Annotated in this window: 8 protein-coding genes and 3 pseudogenes; 2 read left to right on the top strand and 9 right to left on the bottom strand. The window is 66.2% G+C overall.

Annotation, left to right across the window (positions count from 1 at the left end; genetic code table 11):
• Window positions 1-8 precede the first annotated feature (8 nt).
• Window positions 9-2,213, top strand: coding sequence for a phosphocholine-specific phospholipase C (locus FHX60_RS18845; RefSeq protein ID WP_183284201.1), 2,205 nt, complete (start codon window positions 9-11; stop codon window positions 2,211-2,213).
• Window positions 2,214-2,346: 133 nt separating this feature from the next.
• Here FHX60_RS18845 and FHX60_RS18840 read toward each other — a convergent pair whose 3' ends face one another.
• The 9 genes and pseudogenes from FHX60_RS18840 to FHX60_RS18810 form a co-directional block, all read right to left on the bottom strand.
• Window positions 2,347-3,849, bottom strand: a complete 1,503-nt coding sequence (locus FHX60_RS18840; protein WP_183284200.1) for a tripartite tricarboxylate transporter permease — start codon at window positions 3,847-3,849, stop codon at window positions 2,347-2,349.
• Between the two features lie 10 nt (window positions 3,850-3,859).
• Window positions 3,860-4,321, bottom strand: a complete 462-nt coding sequence (locus FHX60_RS18835; RefSeq protein WP_112774724.1) for a tripartite tricarboxylate transporter TctB family protein — start codon at window positions 4,319-4,321, stop codon at window positions 3,860-3,862.
• Between the two features lie 391 nt (window positions 4,322-4,712).
• Window positions 4,713-5,279, bottom strand: coding sequence for a SecDF P1 head subdomain-containing protein (locus tag FHX60_RS18830; protein WP_183284199.1), 567 nt, complete (start codon window positions 5,277-5,279; stop codon window positions 4,713-4,715).
• A gap of 116 nt (window positions 5,280-5,395) precedes the next feature.
• On the bottom strand, window positions 5,396-5,827 hold the full coding sequence (locus tag FHX60_RS18825) for an outer membrane protein assembly factor BamE (RefSeq protein ID WP_183284198.1): 432 nt from the start codon (window positions 5,825-5,827) through the stop codon (window positions 5,396-5,398).
• A gap of 143 nt (window positions 5,828-5,970) precedes the next feature.
• Window positions 5,971-6,951 (bottom strand): annotated as a pseudogene (locus FHX60_RS28045) (YadA family autotransporter adhesin); the annotation flags it as partial.
• Between the two features lie 114 nt (window positions 6,952-7,065).
• Window positions 7,066-8,520: pseudogene (locus FHX60_RS28040) on the bottom strand (YadA family autotransporter adhesin); the annotation flags it as partial.
• Window positions 8,521-8,616: 96 nt separating this feature from the next.
• Window positions 8,617-12,774, bottom strand: a pseudogene (locus FHX60_RS28035) (beta strand repeat-containing protein); the annotation flags it as partial.
• Window positions 12,775-13,243: 469 nt separating this feature from the next.
• Window positions 13,244-13,831, bottom strand: coding sequence for a hypothetical protein (locus FHX60_RS18815; RefSeq protein ID WP_183284196.1), 588 nt, complete (start codon window positions 13,829-13,831; stop codon window positions 13,244-13,246).
• Window positions 13,832-14,889: 1,058 nt separating this feature from the next.
• Complete coding sequence (locus FHX60_RS18810; protein ID WP_183284195.1) at window positions 14,890-15,312, bottom strand: PaaI family thioesterase; 423 nt, start codon at window positions 15,310-15,312, stop codon at window positions 14,890-14,892.
• A 136-nt stretch (window positions 15,313-15,448) separates the two neighbouring features.
• On the opposite strand from FHX60_RS18810, the gene FHX60_RS18805 reads away from it, so the two are divergent.
• Window positions 15,449-16,201 carry a DUF3348 domain-containing protein gene (locus FHX60_RS18805; RefSeq protein ID WP_183284194.1) on the top strand — a complete coding sequence of 251 codons (753 nt, stop codon included), beginning with the start codon at window positions 15,449-15,451 and terminating at the stop codon, window positions 16,199-16,201.

The following is a 16,201-nucleotide window of genomic DNA, read 5'->3' as shown; positions in this document are numbered from 1 at the left end:
CCCACGCCATGACCTTCAATCCGTCCAAGCGACAGTTCCTCAAGACCAGCCTCGGCACCGGCGCCGCCGCCGCGGTGCTGGCCAGCTTTCCGCCCAGCATCCGCCGCGCGCTGGCGATCGAGGCCAACAACGCCACCGGCACCATCCAGGACGTCAAGCACGTCGTGATGGTGATGCTGGAAAACCGCTCGTTCGACAACTACTTCGGCACCTTCAAGGGCGTGCGCGGCTATGGCGACCGCTTTGCGATCCCGCTGCCGAACGGCAAGAACGCGTTCTACCAGACCGATGCCAACGGCAATACGCTGACGCCCTACCACCTCGATGAAACCCAGGGCAACGCGCAGCGCGCCGGCGGCACGCCGCACACCTGGCCCGATGCGCAGGCCGCCTGGGACCACGGCCGCATGGATCGCTGGCCGGTGGCCAAGAAGGCGCTGTCGATGGGCTACTACGACAACGCCGAGATCCCGTTCCAGCGCGCGCTGGCTGACGCCTTCACGCTGTGCGACGCGTACCACTGCGCGATGCACACCGGCACCATCCCCAACCGCCTGTTCTACTGGACCGGCAGCAACGGTCCGACCGGCGACAACGTCGCGGTGATGATCAATGAGTTCAACGCCGGCGCCGACGTCGGTCCGTCCACCGAGGGCTGGACCTGGAAGACCTACGCCGACCGCCTGCAGGGCGCCGGGGTGAGCTGGAAGGTCTACCAGAACGTGCCGGACAACTACGGCTGCAACCAGATGATGAGCTTCCGCCACTGGCGCGCCGAGATGGAAAAGATGCCCGAGGGGCGCAAGCTGTCGAACACCGCCGGCACCGGCGTCAATCCGCCCTACAACCCGGATATCGACGACCAGTACAGCCCGTTCGCCAAGGGCTTCTGCAACACCATGCCCGACGGCGGCTTCCTGCAGTCGCTGCGCGACGACGTGCAAAACGGCAGGCTGCCCGAAGTGTCATGGATCATCCCGCCGGCCGAGTTCAGCGAGCACCCCGGCCCGTCCAGCCCGGCCAAGGGCGGCTGGTATGTGCAGGCCATCCTCGATGCGCTGACGGCATCGCCCGAGGTGTGGAGCAAGACCGTGCTGCTGATCAACTTCGACGAGAACGACGGCTTCTTCGACCACAGCCCGCCGCCGACCGCGCCGTCGCGCAACCCGGACGGCACGCTGGCCGGCAAGTCGACCCTCGACGATGCGCAGATGGCCTACGAGTACTTCAACTACCCGCCCGCCACGCCCAAGCAGCCGCCGCAGGATGGCAAGCCGTTCGGGCCGGGGCCGCGCGTGCCGCTGTGGGTGGTGTCGCCGTGGAGCCGCGGCGGCTGGGTCAACTCCGAGGTGTTCGACCACACCTCGGTGCTGCGCTTCCTGGAAGCGCGCTTCGGCGTGATGGAGCCGCAGATCAGCGCCTACCGCCGCGCCGTCTGCGGCGACCTGACCAGCGCCTTCAACTTCGCCACGCCCAACAGCGAGACGTTGCCCGTGCTGGCGGGGCGCACCACGCGCGCCGACGCCACCAGCCTGACCGCCTGGCAGCAGACGCAGCCCGCCATCGCGGTGCCGGCCACGCCCGCGCTGCCGGCGCAGGCCACCGGCTCGCGCCCGTCGCGCAAGCTGCCGTATGAACTGCATACCAGTGCGCGCGTCGATGCCGCGTCGCGCACCGTGCGCCTGCTGTTCGCCAACGGCAGCGCGCACCAGGCGGGCGCGGTGTTCCATGTCTACGACAAGCTGCACCTGGACCGCATCCCGCGCCGCTACGGGGTCGAAGCCGGCAAGGCGCTGGACGATGCGTGGGACATCAATGCCGACGGCGGCAAGTACGACCTGTGGGTGCTCGGGCCCAACGGCTATCACCGCGCCTTCTCCGGCGACATCCACGAGGCGGCGACCACGTCCGCCGAAATCCAGGTCTGCTACAACCCCTGCAAGAAGCCGACGATCCAGGTCAAGCTGCATAACGGCAGCGATGCCGACGTGACCTTCACCGTCAAGGCGCTGGCCTATCGCGACGACGGCCCGTGGACGCAGCGGGTCAAGCGCGGCAAGGTGGAAACGCTGGAATGGCCGGTGGCGGAAAGCGGCAACTGGTACGACTTCGTCGTGACTTGCGAGGCCAGCCCCGCGTTCGCGCGCCGCTTTGCCGGACGCATGGAGACCGGCGAGGATACGGTCAGCGATCCGGCGATGGGCGTGATCTGACGATCCGACAGTAAGGGTCGCGGGCACGCCGGACGCACGATCCGCGCAAGGCCAGGGCTGTTTCGTCCGCAAGGAACGAAACAGCCCGTCGTTCTCGATGATGCGAGACTGCCTTGCCCCCGCTCCCCCCTCGTTATTCCTCCTGGAACGCCTCTTCGCGCTTGGCCTTGATCGACGGCAGCGCCACCACCGCCACCAGCGCCGCCGCGGCCACCAGCAGGCCCAGCGACAGCGGACGCGTGGTAAACACCGAGAAATCCCCGCGCGACAGCAGCAAGGTGCGGCGGAAGTTCTCTTCCATCATCGGACCCAGCACGAAGCCCAGCAGCAGCGGTGCCGGTTCGCAGCGCAGCTTGTGGAAGACATAGCCGATCAGGCCGCAGCTGGCCGCGGCAAAGACGTCGAACACCGTGTTGTTGACCGAGTAGACGCCGATGCTGCAGAACACCAGGATTGCCGGGTACAGGAAGCGGTAAGGCACGGTCAGCAGTTTCACCCACACGCCGATCAGCGGCAGGTTCAGCACCACCAGCATCAGGTTGCCGATCCACATCGACGCGATCAGGCCCCAGAACAACGCCGGATTGCTGCTCATGACCTGCGGGCCGGGCTGGATGTTGTGGATGGTCATGGCCCCCACCATCAGCGCCATCACCGCATTGGGCGGAATGCCCAGCGTCAGCAGCGGGATGAACGAGGTCTGGGCCGCGGCGTTGTTGGCTGATTCCGGACCCGCCACGCCTTCGATCGCGCCCTTGCCGAATTCTTCCGGGTATTTCGATGCCTTCTTCTCCAGCGAGTACGCCGCGAACGAAGCCAGCGAGGCGCCGCCGCCCGGCAGGATGCCCAGCGACGAACCCAGTGCGGTGCCGCGCAGCACCGCCGGGATCATGCGCCTGAAATCTTCCCGGGTCGGGAACAGGTTGGTGACGCGGTCGGTGAAGGTCTCGCGATGCTCCTTCTGCTCCAGGTTGGCGATAATCTCGGCAAAGCCGAACAGCCCCATCGCCAGCGCGGTAATGCTGATGCCGTCGGTCAGCTCCGGCACGTCGAACGAAAAGCGCGCGGCGCCCGAGTTGACGTCGGTGCCGACCAGGCCCAGCAACAGCCCCAGCACGATCATCGCCACGGCCTTGACCAGCGAGCCCGACGCCAGCACCACGGCGCCGATCAGGCCCAGCACCATCAGCGAGAAATACTCGGCGGGACCGAACTTGAACGCCAGCTCCGACAGCGGCGTGGCAAACGCGGCCAGGATCAGCGTGGCCACGCTGCCGGCGAAGAACGAACCCAGGCCCGCTGTCGCCAGCGCCACCCCCGCTCGTCCCCGCCGCGCCATCTGGTAGCCGTCCAGCGTGGTCACAACAGCCGACGATTCACCGGGCAGGTTCACCAGGATGGCGGTGGTCGAGCCGCCGTACTGCGCGCCGTAGTAGATGCCCGCCAGCATGATCAGCGCGGCCACCGGCGGCAGCGTGTAGGTGATCGGCAGCAGCATGGCGATGGTGGCCAGCGGCCCCAGGCCCGGCAGCACCCCGATCAGCGTGCCCAGCACGCAGCCCAGGAAGGCATAGGCCAGGTTCTGCAGCGTCAGCGCGGTGGAAAACCCCAGCGCGAGATGACTCAGCAACTCCATCCGATATCCCCTAGTTGACGAAAGCGGCCGGCCATACCGGCATCTGCAGGTTGATGCCGTAGACGAAGGCCACGGTGCTGATCAGCACCAGGATCGCGGCGTTCAGGATGGCGCCCTTCCAGGTGAACTCATGACTGGCCATCGACGACACCAGCACCAGCGCCAGCACCGACAGCACCATGCCGAGCGGCTTGAGCACCAGCCCGAACAGCACCACCGAGCCCAGGATCCACAGCAGCGTCTTGATGTCCCAGCGCGCCATGCGGTCCGCTTCGCTCTTGTGCGACAACGATCCGGCGGCGACCACGGCGCCCAGCAGCGCCAGCACGATGCCAAGCCAGAACGGGAAATAGCCCGGCCCCATCCTGGCGGCGGTGCCCATCGAATAGCCGCGGGCAACGAAGGAAAAGCTGAGGCCAAGGATGATGAACATCAGGCCGGAAAGAAAGTCGGTTTGCTTGCGTATGCGCATGCAGGCTCCTTGAAGCGGGGGGCGACGCGACGACACCAACGGGCGGCGTCGGCTTCGGGAGTTCCGAACAATACATCATGTCGTGATATATTTTTCGGCCAGCAAGGGTTATTCCCTACGAATTTGCTGCAGGTGCGCCATGGCGGTTGGCTGCCGCAGGCGTCAGCGTGACACGGTGGAGTTGGGAGCGTTACTGCTGCGCGCCGGCGCCCGTCAGGGCACCGGCGGAGGGAAGGTATTGGACGATGCCGGGATTCTTCCGGCGCGAGACCCGCGGGCCGATGGGGAAGACCGAATGCTTCGCCTGCGCGCCGGCGTTGGCGGCCAAGGCCGGCAGAAGTCCCGCGGCGCGGGACTTTCCGGGTATATCGCGAGGTAGGCGGCGATCGCCTTACCGCGCGGCGGGCGCGCCCGCGCCGCCGATCACCGCCGCCACGTTCAGCGCCTGCTGCTCGCTGCCCATCGGCACGAACAACAGGCCATTGGTCACCGGCCGCGCGATCCGTGGCGTCGCCACCAGATTGCCGTTGATCGTCAGTACCAGCACTTTGCCGGGAAAGCGCTGCGTCACCGCCGCCAGCTTCTGCGCGCCGGCCTGCGTGAAGCCAAAGCGCACATAGGACTTGCCGTCCTTCGCCTTGACGGCCACCACCGTGTTCAGGTCGCTGCGGCTCAGCGCCGGCTGCGGTGCGACCCACAACGTCGCATTGGCCATGCGCAACTCGTTCAGACCGGAGGCGCGCTCGGGCTGGGCCAGGCGGAAATCAACGCTCGGCAATGGCGCGGCGGCGCGTGGCGCGGGCTGCGCTTGCGCCGGGGCCTGGGTCGGGGCTGGGGCCGGCACCGCGGCGGGCGCCATCGCACCAGGCTGGGCAGCCTGCTGGGCGGGCATCTGTTGGCAGGCGCCAAGGGTGAGCACGGCAAGCAGCGATGCGGCGATCGATACGGCGCGATACATGACAACTCCAAAAAAAAGGGCCGTGGCCGGCCCGATAACGACTGTGTTCCCCGCGATAACGGGGACCCGCATGCTACCTCAAGTCGCTGGGTCCCCGCATGCGCGGCGACGACGAATCAGGCGCTGGTCTTCTTCACCAGCGCCTTGGCTGCTTCCTCGCACTCCGTCTCGCGCCACAGGAACTGCTGCGCGTGCGTGTCGCGGTCGAACAGCACCTTGTATTGGCAGGCCTTGTCCCCGGATGGCGTCTGCAGGTGGAACAGGTAGTCCCATTCGCGCACGAAGAAGAAGCCCTCGAGAAAGTGCGGGCGGCCCAGCAGGTGGTACAGCTGGTCCTTCGTCATGCCCGCCTTGACCAGCGCCAGCTTGGCGGGATCCGGATGGATGCCCTCGAGCAGCGTCATGTTCTCGACGTCCATCTTGGGCCAGACCGGCGCGGCGCTGTGGCCCTTGTCGTCGATCTTGCTCAGGTTGCCGCAGCCGGCCAGCAGCAATGCCGCCAGCGCGGCAACGCAGGGGGCGGCATGGCGTTTCATCGAATCAAACATGGTTTCCAACTCCTTGTCCCGGCATGGCGTCATCGCGCCGACGGGACGTTGATGATCGGGTAGTGGCAGGACGTGCGCCAGCTGGAGGACTGGCGCACGCCCGTGCTACAGGGACAGTTCCGTCCGGGTTGCCACTAATCGGCTTACCACTGATAGCCGAGGCCGACGGCACCGCCGTAGTCGCCTCGCGAGGTTGCGGCACCGGACGCCTTGTACACCCACGAGCCGTTGTCCGACACGCGCGACAGGCCCAGCGCGTAACCGGTCTCGCCATTGAACGTGGCGGTACCGATCGCCATCATGCTCTTGTTCGGCAGATAGGCCTGCGGCAGACTCGCCATCGCCATCGCCGAAGCGATACCGGCATTGGACCGGTTCTCAACCGCGCGGATACGGCTGTCCATGCCCGCGAGCCGCTGGTCGATGCCCTGGCTGACGCGATTGAGCTGGTTGACGTTGACGGCATCGGTCGGTGCCTGCCCTTCGGCCACGCCCGTGATGCGGCGATCGCCATCCTTGCCCGCCATGTTGATCGTGGTACCGCCGGTGTCGCCCCCGACCGAGATCGGCGCGCTGCTGTTCTCCTGCTTGACGATACCGACCTTGCCCTCGACCAGGTTGTTGACCGTGGTGTTGGTCTGGTGCAGTTGCGAGCCATTGACGGCGTCGGTCGAGTTCTGGCTGATGTTGCCGGCGGCGACGTTGGTGATCTTCGTGCCGTTGGTGCCGCCGAGCGTGATCTGCGAGCGATCCGCGTTGTCGTACTGGATCGAATTCTCGACCTGACCCGCCGTGTCGCCGATCGCGTCGGCCACGTTGGCGTAGGTCTTGCCGTTGACCGTGAAGCCGCCGCCGATGGTGCCGGTCGCCGGGTTGTAGGTCGTACCGCCGCCAAGGTGGTTCGCCAGGCTGCCGCCCTGGTTCTTGACGATGGTGTCCTGCGCGGCCAGCGCGTCGCCGACGTTGTTGTACGTCCCGCCGCCGACCGAGTACGTCGGTGCGGTATAGGAACCGGTGGTCGAATCGTACGAAGCGCCGCCGCCCAACGAGGTCGCCGTGTTCTGCGCGACCTGGTTCAGCTGGCTGACGTTGACAGCATCGGTCGGCGCCGAGCCGGCGGCGACGTTGGTGATCTGCCGCTCGGCACCGACGTTGCCGACCGACACTTCGCCTACCGAGTTCTGGCCGCCACCCACGCCGTAGCCAGTGTAGCCACTGCGTGCGCCCACGGTCGTGACCGAACCGGCGCCCAGCGCGACGCTGTTGGCAAACACCGCCTGCGAACCGGCGCCCAGCGCGAGAGACTGGATCCCCTGCGACTGCGCGTTGGTACCGAGCGCAACGCCATCGGCCTGCGACACCAGCGAGTTCTGGCCGATCGCGGTCCCGCCAGGCGCGGTCTGTGCGACCTGCGCGTTCTTGCCCATGCCGATGCCGTTGTCGCCGTTGACGATCGTCTCCGGGCCCACCGCGATCGAGTCGACACCGATTGCAAGCGAATCGGCCAGCGTGGAGTTCGCGTGGAAGTACTTCGTCCCGGTGGCAGTGACCGAGCCGATCGCGCCTTGCAGCTGGCGGATCGTCACGGCGTCATGCGCGCTGGTACCGTCGGCCACATTGGTGATCTGGCGCAGCGTGTTGGTCGCGGCATTGCCGACCGACACCGCACCGGCCAGGTTCACGTCGGTGGTGTTGTACGGCACCAAAGCGGTACCGGCCGTGATGGTGCCGCTGACCGGCGCCAACGCGCGATCCGACACCGAACCCGACCCCAGCGCCACGCCGCCATCGACACTCGAGATCGCGCCGTTGCCCATCGCGATGCTGTTCGTGTTGTTGGCCACGGCTTGCGGACCGACCGCGATGCTGTCGAGGCCCAGCGCCTGGCTGTCCGGCAACGTGGAGTTGGCGTGGAAGTACTTGATGCCCGCGCCGTTGTTGATATCGCCGATGATGTTGTTCAGGTTGGCGATATTGGTCGTGTTGGTGGCGATGTTGTTGGTGTTCAGGTCCACCTGCCGGTTGGTCGCGTACAGCTGCGAGCCGTTCACCGCGTCGGTCGACGTGTCGCTCAGGCGGCCCGCGGCGACGTTGGTGATGGTCCGCTCCGCGCCCACCGCGCCCACGCTGACCGTGCTCGTCGGGTTGGCACCTGCGAAGGTGTAGGCGTTGCCGCCAATGGTCGCACCCGCGGTACCCACTGCCACATCGGTGACCGAGCCCGCGCCCAATGCGATGTCGCCCGCATGGTTTGCCACGGCGTTCGGCCCGATCGCGACCGAGTCCGTGCCGATGGCCTGGCTGTCCGGCAGCGTCGAGTTGGCGTGGAAGTACTTGATGCCGCCACCGTTGTTGATATCGCCAATGATGTTGTTCAGGTTGGTGATATCGGTGGTGTTCTGCGTCACCTTGGTGTTGGTCGCGTACAGCTGCGAACCGTTCACCGCGTCGGTCGATGTGTCGCTCAGGCGGCCTGCGGCAACGTTGGTGATGGTCCGCTCCGCGCCCACTGCGCCCACGCTGACCGTCGAGGCCGGGTTGGCGCCCGCGAACGTGTAGGCAGTGCCGCCGATGGTTGCACCAGAAGTACCCACTGCCACATCGGTCACCGAACCCGCACCCAGCGCGATGTCGCCAGCGTTGCTGGCAACGGCGTTCGGACCGATTGCGACCGAATCCGTACCCAGCGCCTGGCTGTCCGGCAAGGTGGAGTTGGCGTGGAAGTACTTGATGCCCGCGCCGGTGTTGATATCGCCGATGATGTTGTTCAGGTTGGCGATATTGGTCGTGTTGGTGGCGATGTTGTTGGTGTTCAGGTCCACCTGCCGGTTGGTCGCGTACAGCTGCGAACCGTTCACCGCGTCGGTCGACGTGTCGCTCAGGCGACCCGCCGCGACGTTGGTGATGGTCCGCTCCGCGCCCGGCGCGCCGACGCTGACGGTCGAGTTGGGTGTGGCACCCGCGAAGGTATAGGCGTTGCCGCCGATCGTCGCGCCGCCGGTGCCCACTGCCACGGCCGTTACCGAACCCGCCCCCAACGCAATGTCGCCGGCGTGGTTGGCCACCGCGTTCGGACCGATTGCCACCGAGTTGGTGCCGACGGCCTGGCTGTCCGGCAGCGTCGAATTGGCGTGGAAGTACTTGATGCCACCGCCATTGTTGATATCGCCGATCGAGTTGTTCAGATTGGTGATATTGGCGGTGTTCTGGTTCACCTTCGAGTTGGTCGCGAACAGTTGCGAGCCGTTCACCGCGTCGGTCGACGTGTCGCTCAGGCGGCCTGCGGCGACGTTGGTGATGGTTCGCTCCGCGCCCACCGCGCCCACGCTGACCGTCGAGGCCGGGTTGGCACCCGCGAACGTGTAGGCCGTTCCTCCGATGGTCGCACCGGCAGTACCCACTGCCACATCGGTCACCGAACCGGCGCCCAGCGCGATGTCGCCCGCGTGGTTGGCCACCGCGTTCGGGCCGATCGCCACCGAGTTGGTGCCAATGGCCTGGCTGTCAGGCAGCGTCGAGTTCGCGTGGAAGTACTTGATGCCGGCACCGTTGTTGATATCGCCGATCGTGTTGCTCAGATTGGTGATATCGGTGGTGTTCTGCGTGACCTGCGTGTTGGTCGCATAGAGCTGCGAGCCGTTCACCGCGTCGGTCGACGTGTCGCTCAGGCGGCCCGCCGCAACGTTGGTGATGGTCCGCTCCGCACCCACTGCGCCCACGCTGACCGTGCTGCTCGGGGTCGTGCCGGCGAAGTTGTAGGTCGTGGTACCGATGACGGTGCTGGCGGTGCCAACTGCCGCATCGGTCACGGAGCCCGAGCCCAGCGCGACGTCGCCCGCATTCGCCGCGGTCGCGGTGTCGCCAAAGGCAAGGGCACCCGCCGCGCCTGCACGCGAGGCATTGCCCAGCGCGACCGAGCCCTGGCCGATGGCCGTATTGGCATTACCGATTGCCACCGCACCGTTGGCCGCGTTGGCAGCCGTTGCGGTGGCCGTGCCGTCCGCGTTGGCAATGTTGTTGGCACCGCCGACAAACGCACCCGTACCGCTGGCATAGCTCGGATCGCCGATCGCCACCGCGCCATCGCCAAAGGCGACGTTGTTCGCGCCGATGGAGACGGCCTTGCCGCCGGTAGCGCGGGCGTTGGTACCCATCGCCACTGCGTCCTGGGCATCGGCTACCGCGCCGGTACCCATTGCGATGGTATTGATCGCGCTTGCCGCAGCGCTGCTGCCCACGGCAACGGCACCGGCGGCCGACGCATCCGACAGCACACCAGCGGCGACAGCACCGCTGCCCGTCGCAGCGCTCGATCGGCCGATCGCGGTGGCATTCACGCCGGTCGCGACGCTGACGGCGCCAAGCGCGGTACCGCCCGCATCGGCCTGGCTGTCGGCACCCAGCGCAACGCTCTGGAAGTTGTGCGACTGCGCCCCGCGGCCAAGGGCGATCGTGCTATTGCCGTCCGACACCGAGTCCAGACCCATCGCAATCGTCGCGTAATTCGACGCACTGGCGTTCTGGCCGATTGCCGTGGTGGTGTTGCCGGCCGCGCTGCTGGCGGAGCCGAGTGCGAGCGAATTGGAGCCCACCGCCGAGGCGTTGTAGCCGAAAGCCGAGGATTCCGGACCGGTGACCCTGGCGTTTTGGCCGACGGCGAGCGTCTGCACGTTGCTGGCGACCGCGCCGGAGCCGATCGCCATTGCGCCGGCGTTGCTTGCTGCCGCGTTGGCGCCAAGGGCAATGCCTCCCGGGGAGTTCGCCACCTTCGCGGCAAAGCCCACCGCGATACCGGTGGTCGAGGCCGCATCCACGGCAACGCCCATGTTCGCGCCGATGCCGATACCGCCGGCGGCTGCCACCTCGACCTGGTTGCCCAGCGCGGTGGCATTCACTGCGGACGCGTTGCTGGCGTAGCCAAGCGCGGTGCTCTCCAGGCCGCCGGCACTGGCGTTGTAACCGACGCTGGTTGCCTGCTGCCCACTGGCCGTGGCGCCGTAGCCCGCCGCCAACGACAGTATCCCTGTCGCACCGTCGTTGTTGTAGTTGGGTCCCGGTGTGACGCCGTTGCCCGTAACGCTGAAGTAATGCGGCGACGAACCGCTGACCACCGACTGCAGCGACTGCTGCACGGCATACAGCTGCGAACCGTTGATCGCGTCGGTGGAGTTCTGCGCGATGCGGCCCGCAGCGACGTTCTGGATCTGACGTTCAGCACCGGAGGCACCGATGGAGACGACGCTAGTGGGTGTCGCTCCGGCAAAAGTGTAGGTCGTGCCGCGGATCACCGTGCTGCCGGTTTGCACCGGAGCCGAAGTCACCGATCCGGAGCCAAGCGCGACATCCCCGGCATTGTTCGCAGTAGCCGTATCACCGAAGGCCAGCGAACCGGCACCCATCGCCCTGCTGGTGTTGCCGATTGCCACGCTGCCTCGGCCGACCACGGTGTTTTGGTAACCAATACCAACCGCACCCTGGGCGGCAGTGCCCGGCGTGCTGACGGCTTGTCCGCCGCCACCGACCATGTTGGTGTTACCCATCGCGACCGACCCATTGCCGGTCGCGGTGTTGTCCATACCTTGCGCCACCGCGCCGTCGCCCGTGGCCGTGTTCGGGTCACCGATCGCCACTGCGCCGTTACCGCTCGCGACGTTGCCCGAACCGATCGAGACGGCCTTGCCGCCGGTGGCCCGCGAGCCGTTACCGATTGCCACGGCGTCTGCGGAATCGGCAATCGCGCTGGTACCCATGGCGATCGCGTCCGCAGCCGACGCCTGAGCGCCAGCGCCCAGTGCCGCAGCGCGATCGGCGCTGGCCTTGGCGTTGTAGCCGATTGACGTCGTTGCATTGGCACCGACGGCAACGCCAGCATTCGTGCCAATTGCAACGTTATCGTTGCCGGTGACCCGGCTGCCGGTGGACGCCGCAATCGCGCCATCATAAGTTACCGTGCCATCGCCCGTGCCGAGCGCCACGTTCCGCGCACCCGTAACGCCTGCGCCGGCGCCGCGCATCACACTGTTAATACCCGCGCCAACGGCCGTGTTCTGAGCGCCTTCGACGAACTGTCCGGCGGCCACACCCAGGGCAACGGAGTTGGCGCTGGCACTCGTTGACCCGCTCCCAGCACCATTGCCGATGGCGATCACATCCTCTGCGGCAGCGCTCGCGGACGGGCCCACAGCGACACCACGCAGGCCATCAGCAACGCTTTGCGTGCCGAGTGCCAACGAGTTGGTCCCATTGGCGGACGCAGCTTGGCCGAGCGCAGTCGAGTTTATCGCGGACGAAACGGACTCCCGACCCACGCTGATCGCATTGAGACCGCTCGCGACGGATCCATAACCAGAAGCGACGGCAAAGTTGCCGCTGGCCGTGGAGCCGACACCGACCGCAGTGGAGTTTCCTCCCAAAGCATGCGAATTGGTGCCCAGGGCGCTGGCCCCGGCTGCAGTGGCTTCGGATTGAACGCCGATCGCTACCGTATTGATGTTGCTCGAGACGGCGCCGCCGCCCAGTGCTACCGCGCCGCCGCCGCCCGAGGCCACCGCGTTCTGGCCAATAGCTACCGTGTATTGGCTCGACGAAATGGCGCGCGTCCCGATCCCGACCGCGTTGAGTCCGGACGCGGTGACGTCCGTGCCAATCCCGACGGCACCTACCGCCGTGCTGCCCGAGCTCGGGACGGTCCGTGCGCCAAGGTAGATGGAGTTCAATTCGGTCGCATACGCCTGGAAACCGATGGCGATGGCATTCTGGTCGCCGGCCCTTGCGTTGGTGCCCTGGGCAATCGAATCGATGCTGGCAGTCAATGCGCCACTGCCAACCGCGATGTTGCGCAAGCCGGTGGCATTGGAGCCGGGGCCGACCGCAACAGAACTCCCACCAGTCGCTGTGCCACCGCCCGCCGCATACTGCGCATGCGCCGGCGCGACCAGCGAGGTCATCAGCAATAGCCCGCCCACGCCGGCAAGCAGCCCGCCGGCATTGCGCGCCGCCATGCCTTCACCGCCGACTGCAGCGGCGGACCCCGACGCTGTCACACCGGCCGTACCCAACGCGCCCAGCGCACCCAGGCCGAGCCCATCCCGATTCATGCCGAGCACACGGTGTGCCCGACGCAGCGCCGCGAAGATGCGCCGTCGCACGGAAGGATGCATGTCATTCGTGACCGCAATCGGTGTTCCGGAAAGACCGGCCCGAGCGCCCGCCCGTGCCCTCATATTGGTTTGATGCATGGCGACGACCCCCAGAAAGTTCGCCAAAAAACTGAACGAGCCCTTCGCGATGGCAAAAAGCCCCCCTGCCCCGGCGCCAGCCGGAGTTCCGATTCCCAAATCGCAATTGGATGTCGCCCGGCCTGACTCGGCCGGTGGCGATTTGATTTGATGTGGTGCTGTGGCTACCTGGCCCGCTTCATCGGCGTTCCATTGCCCTTGCTACGGTTACGACTACACAACCGGCACCGCTGGGAACCAGCAGTGCCTGCCCCTGGTTGCCGCCGAGGTTGTACAGCGGCGTACCGGAAAGCGTCGTGGCGAGCGTGCTTCCCTGCGGCATCTGCCGGACGACGTCCGGACACGACTGCGGGAACGGCGCCACGCGCACGATATTGCCTTCACAACCGCCGGCCTTGGTCGGCGCGGTCAGTACGATGCCCGCGGCCTGGCCCTGGTAGTTCGGCGTGTCGTATTTCATGCCGACGACGGCTTGTGCAGCGTGGTCGTTCGGGGAAGTTTTCTGTGCCTCCATGTTGAAGGTGTAGGCGGTGCCGCGGGTCAGGCTGTCGCCCAGGCTCGCGAACAGTGCGGTGCACGACTTGACGCCCAGTTGCGCGGCTTGTGCATGGAACGCGTTCCCGGCCGGTTGCGGCGCGGCCGCCGGTGCGGTGGCCTGCGCGGCCGCATCCGCCGACACCCCGATCAGGCCGATCCATGCCGCGGCGGCCAATGCGATGGCGGGCACTCGCAGGCTTGCGCCCTCCTGCCGGTACAGCTTGTACATCTCGATTTCTCCTTACCAAAATTGCCAGGTTCGATCCCGGTCTCACCGCCCGGCCATACCAAACCAGGTAATACGTACCAGCGCGGGTTCGGCTCAAATGTATTTATTGAATTAATGTTAATACATTACCTGCCTTGTGAAAAATCATAGCGGCGAACCGTGAATCAGAATTGAAACGAATGTGAACGTTGGAAAACTGTCGTTTCGTTCAGACGGTCGGGACAGCTCGGGCGGCGTTACGACATCGCGTCAGTGGCGACGGCGAGCACAAGCCGGTCAGAGCCGAGCCAGGCATGCCAGCCGTGAAGAGGCGGACCCGGGGTTCTCCGGGCATATAAAGTGGAGCGGACGCAACTGGGAGACACGACCGCGCCAGGATGCGAAATCGTGGAGGTGGCGGGTGTGCATGGAATGGCTCGATGGCACCCTATTCGGCTTGTGCATACAGACTTCTCCCAACCGATACGCCGGGTTAACCCGGTCTAGACCCTTTGCCCAAACTACCCGTAATAGACGATATCCCTGCAAGCCGCACGGGTGCTGCCTTGACCCATCCGAGCGCGCGAGCCGAGGCGCGCGTTCGGAGATTTCCCTTTGTAACGGGTGTATCAGCGGCGTTACACTTGTGTACCCGCGATCATAAGGCTGAATACTTGAACTTTCATACAGTAATTTTTAGACCACATTTAAGTAAGTCTTTATTTGACATCTGGCACGTTTTAGTGCCTTAGCCGCCTCTCTAAAAAGACACTTTGCCAGCACTCGTGAATGCCCCGATACCGTCGAGGCGTCGCACCTCTTCCTACCGCTCCTGTGTGCATCATGGACCATACAAGGCTCTACCGACACGCAGGCGTCGCGAAGAACTGAGGTGTCATGAGCGGCTGGGTAAAGGAAATTGACGAGCGGACCAACCCGCCCGACACGATAATCCGTTCGAGTTATCGCTGTTTCGGTTGGGAAAGGCCGGGCGCTCGGCCCAGGGTGAAATCCTCGGTACGCTTCGGTATCAATGTATTCAAGCTCGCCTGACGCCACTACCATGCGCAGCCAGATAATCAATCCTGCTGCCCGCCCACCACCAGAAACACCGCGCTGGTACTCGCCACCGGCTTGCCGCCGGCGCTGATCAGTGCCTTAGCGAACGCCAGCCGCGAACCCGCCTTGATCACCTCGACCTGCGACTCGATCCAGTCGCCCAGCTTCGCCGTGCCGACATAATCGATGCTCAGGTTCGCCGTGGTCATGCGCAACGGCGGCTGTTGCGAGGTCGCGGTGACATAGCCCAGCGAGACATCGGCGAGCGTGGCGACCAGCCCGCCGTGGACGGTGCCCGAAGCGTTGGTGTGCTTCTCCTCCACCCTGAGCGCCACCGTGAAGCCCTGCGCAAGCGGCTTGTAGAAATAAGGGCCGGTCGCGTCCAGGAACGGGCTGGTGCGGAACAGCGGTTGATAGCCTTCGGGCAGCTCGGCAGGTTCCATGGCGTAGCTCCGTGTCGGTTCAGGTCGGGACGGGTCGGGACGGGTCGGGAACGGATCCCCGCCATCATCCACCAGCCCCGCCCGCCGCGCCACTGACCGGGGCGTGTAAACTGCTGCATTTTTCGAATCCAGCGGAATGTTACAAGTGCCCCGGCGCACAGGCTTCAGCGGCCCGACCCTCGTTCGCCTGCTGGCTCGCCTGGCTGATGCCGATGCCCCTCCTCCTGCAAGCTCGCTTTCCAGCCAGCTGAGCCAATGGCTTGGCTGGGCGGATGCGATCGCACTGTCGTCGGCGCTGAAGGCCCAGGCGCCAGCCATCGCGGCCATGCCCGCCGCGGCAAGTGCCGGCGGCGCCACCGAAGCGCAGGAATGCGCGCGCGTGCGGGCCCGGCTGGCCGGCGCCATCGCCGAAGACACTGCGCCAGCCGGCCGACGGCGGGGCCCGGCGCGCCCTTCGGCGCTGCCCGACCCGGTCGATGCGCAGGTCGACTACGCCGTCCATCGCCAGCGTTACCTGACGCTGCAGCAGACCATGGAAACCGCCATCGGCAGCCTGCGCGCACGCTTGCGCGCCGCGCTGTCGGCCCGGACGCCGGCCATGGCCAAGCTGGCCATGGTCGACGCGGTGATGGAGCGCGCGCTCGGCGCGCGCGAGCAAAACCTGCTGGGCGCGGTGCCGAATCTGCTGGAACCGCACTTCCAGCGCCTGCGCCAGGCCGAAGCCGCAGCGCTGGCGGACCAGGCCCAGGCAGCAGGACAAGCCGCGGCGGCGCGTCCCGGCGCATGGCTGGGCGTGTTCCGCAAGGATATGCAGAGCGTATTGCTCGCCGAACTCGAGATTCGCTGGCAGCCCGTCGAAGGCCTGCTGGCGGCGCTGCAAGACAGCTAA

Source organism: Cupriavidus alkaliphilus (assembly GCF_014191175.1).
Lineage (GTDB): Bacteria > Pseudomonadota > Gammaproteobacteria > Burkholderiales > Burkholderiaceae > Cupriavidus > Cupriavidus alkaliphilus.
The sequence above is the reverse complement of the archived record's forward strand: the minus strand, read 5'-3'. Positions and strand labels throughout refer to the sequence as shown.

Bases quoted from the DNA above. Each gene is read 5' to 3' on its own strand.
- FHX60_RS18810 (WP_183284195.1), bottom strand. From the start codon at position 15,312: ATGGAACCTGCCGAGCTGCCCGAAGGCTATCAACCGCTGTTCCGCACC.
- FHX60_RS18815 (WP_183284196.1), bottom strand. From the start codon at position 13,831: ATGTACAAGCTGTACCGGCAGGAGGGCGCAAGCCTGCGAGTGCCCGCC.
- FHX60_RS18825 (WP_183284198.1), bottom strand. From the start codon at position 5,827: ATGTTTGATTCGATGAAACGCCATGCCGCCCCCTGCGTTGCCGCGCTG.
- FHX60_RS18835 (WP_112774724.1), bottom strand. From the start codon at position 4,321: ATGCGCATACGCAAGCAAACCGACTTTCTTTCCGGCCTGATGTTCATC.
- FHX60_RS18845 (WP_183284201.1), top strand. From the start codon at position 9: ATGACCTTCAATCCGTCCAAGCGACAGTTCCTCAAGACCAGCCTCGGC.
- FHX60_RS18830 (WP_183284199.1), bottom strand. From the start codon at position 5,279: ATGTATCGCGCCGTATCGATCGCCGCATCGCTGCTTGCCGTGCTCACC.
- FHX60_RS18805 (WP_183284194.1), top strand. From the start codon at position 15,449: ATGTTACAAGTGCCCCGGCGCACAGGCTTCAGCGGCCCGACCCTCGTT.
- FHX60_RS18840 (WP_183284200.1), bottom strand. From the start codon at position 3,849: ATGGAGTTGCTGAGTCATCTCGCGCTGGGGTTTTCCACCGCGCTGACG.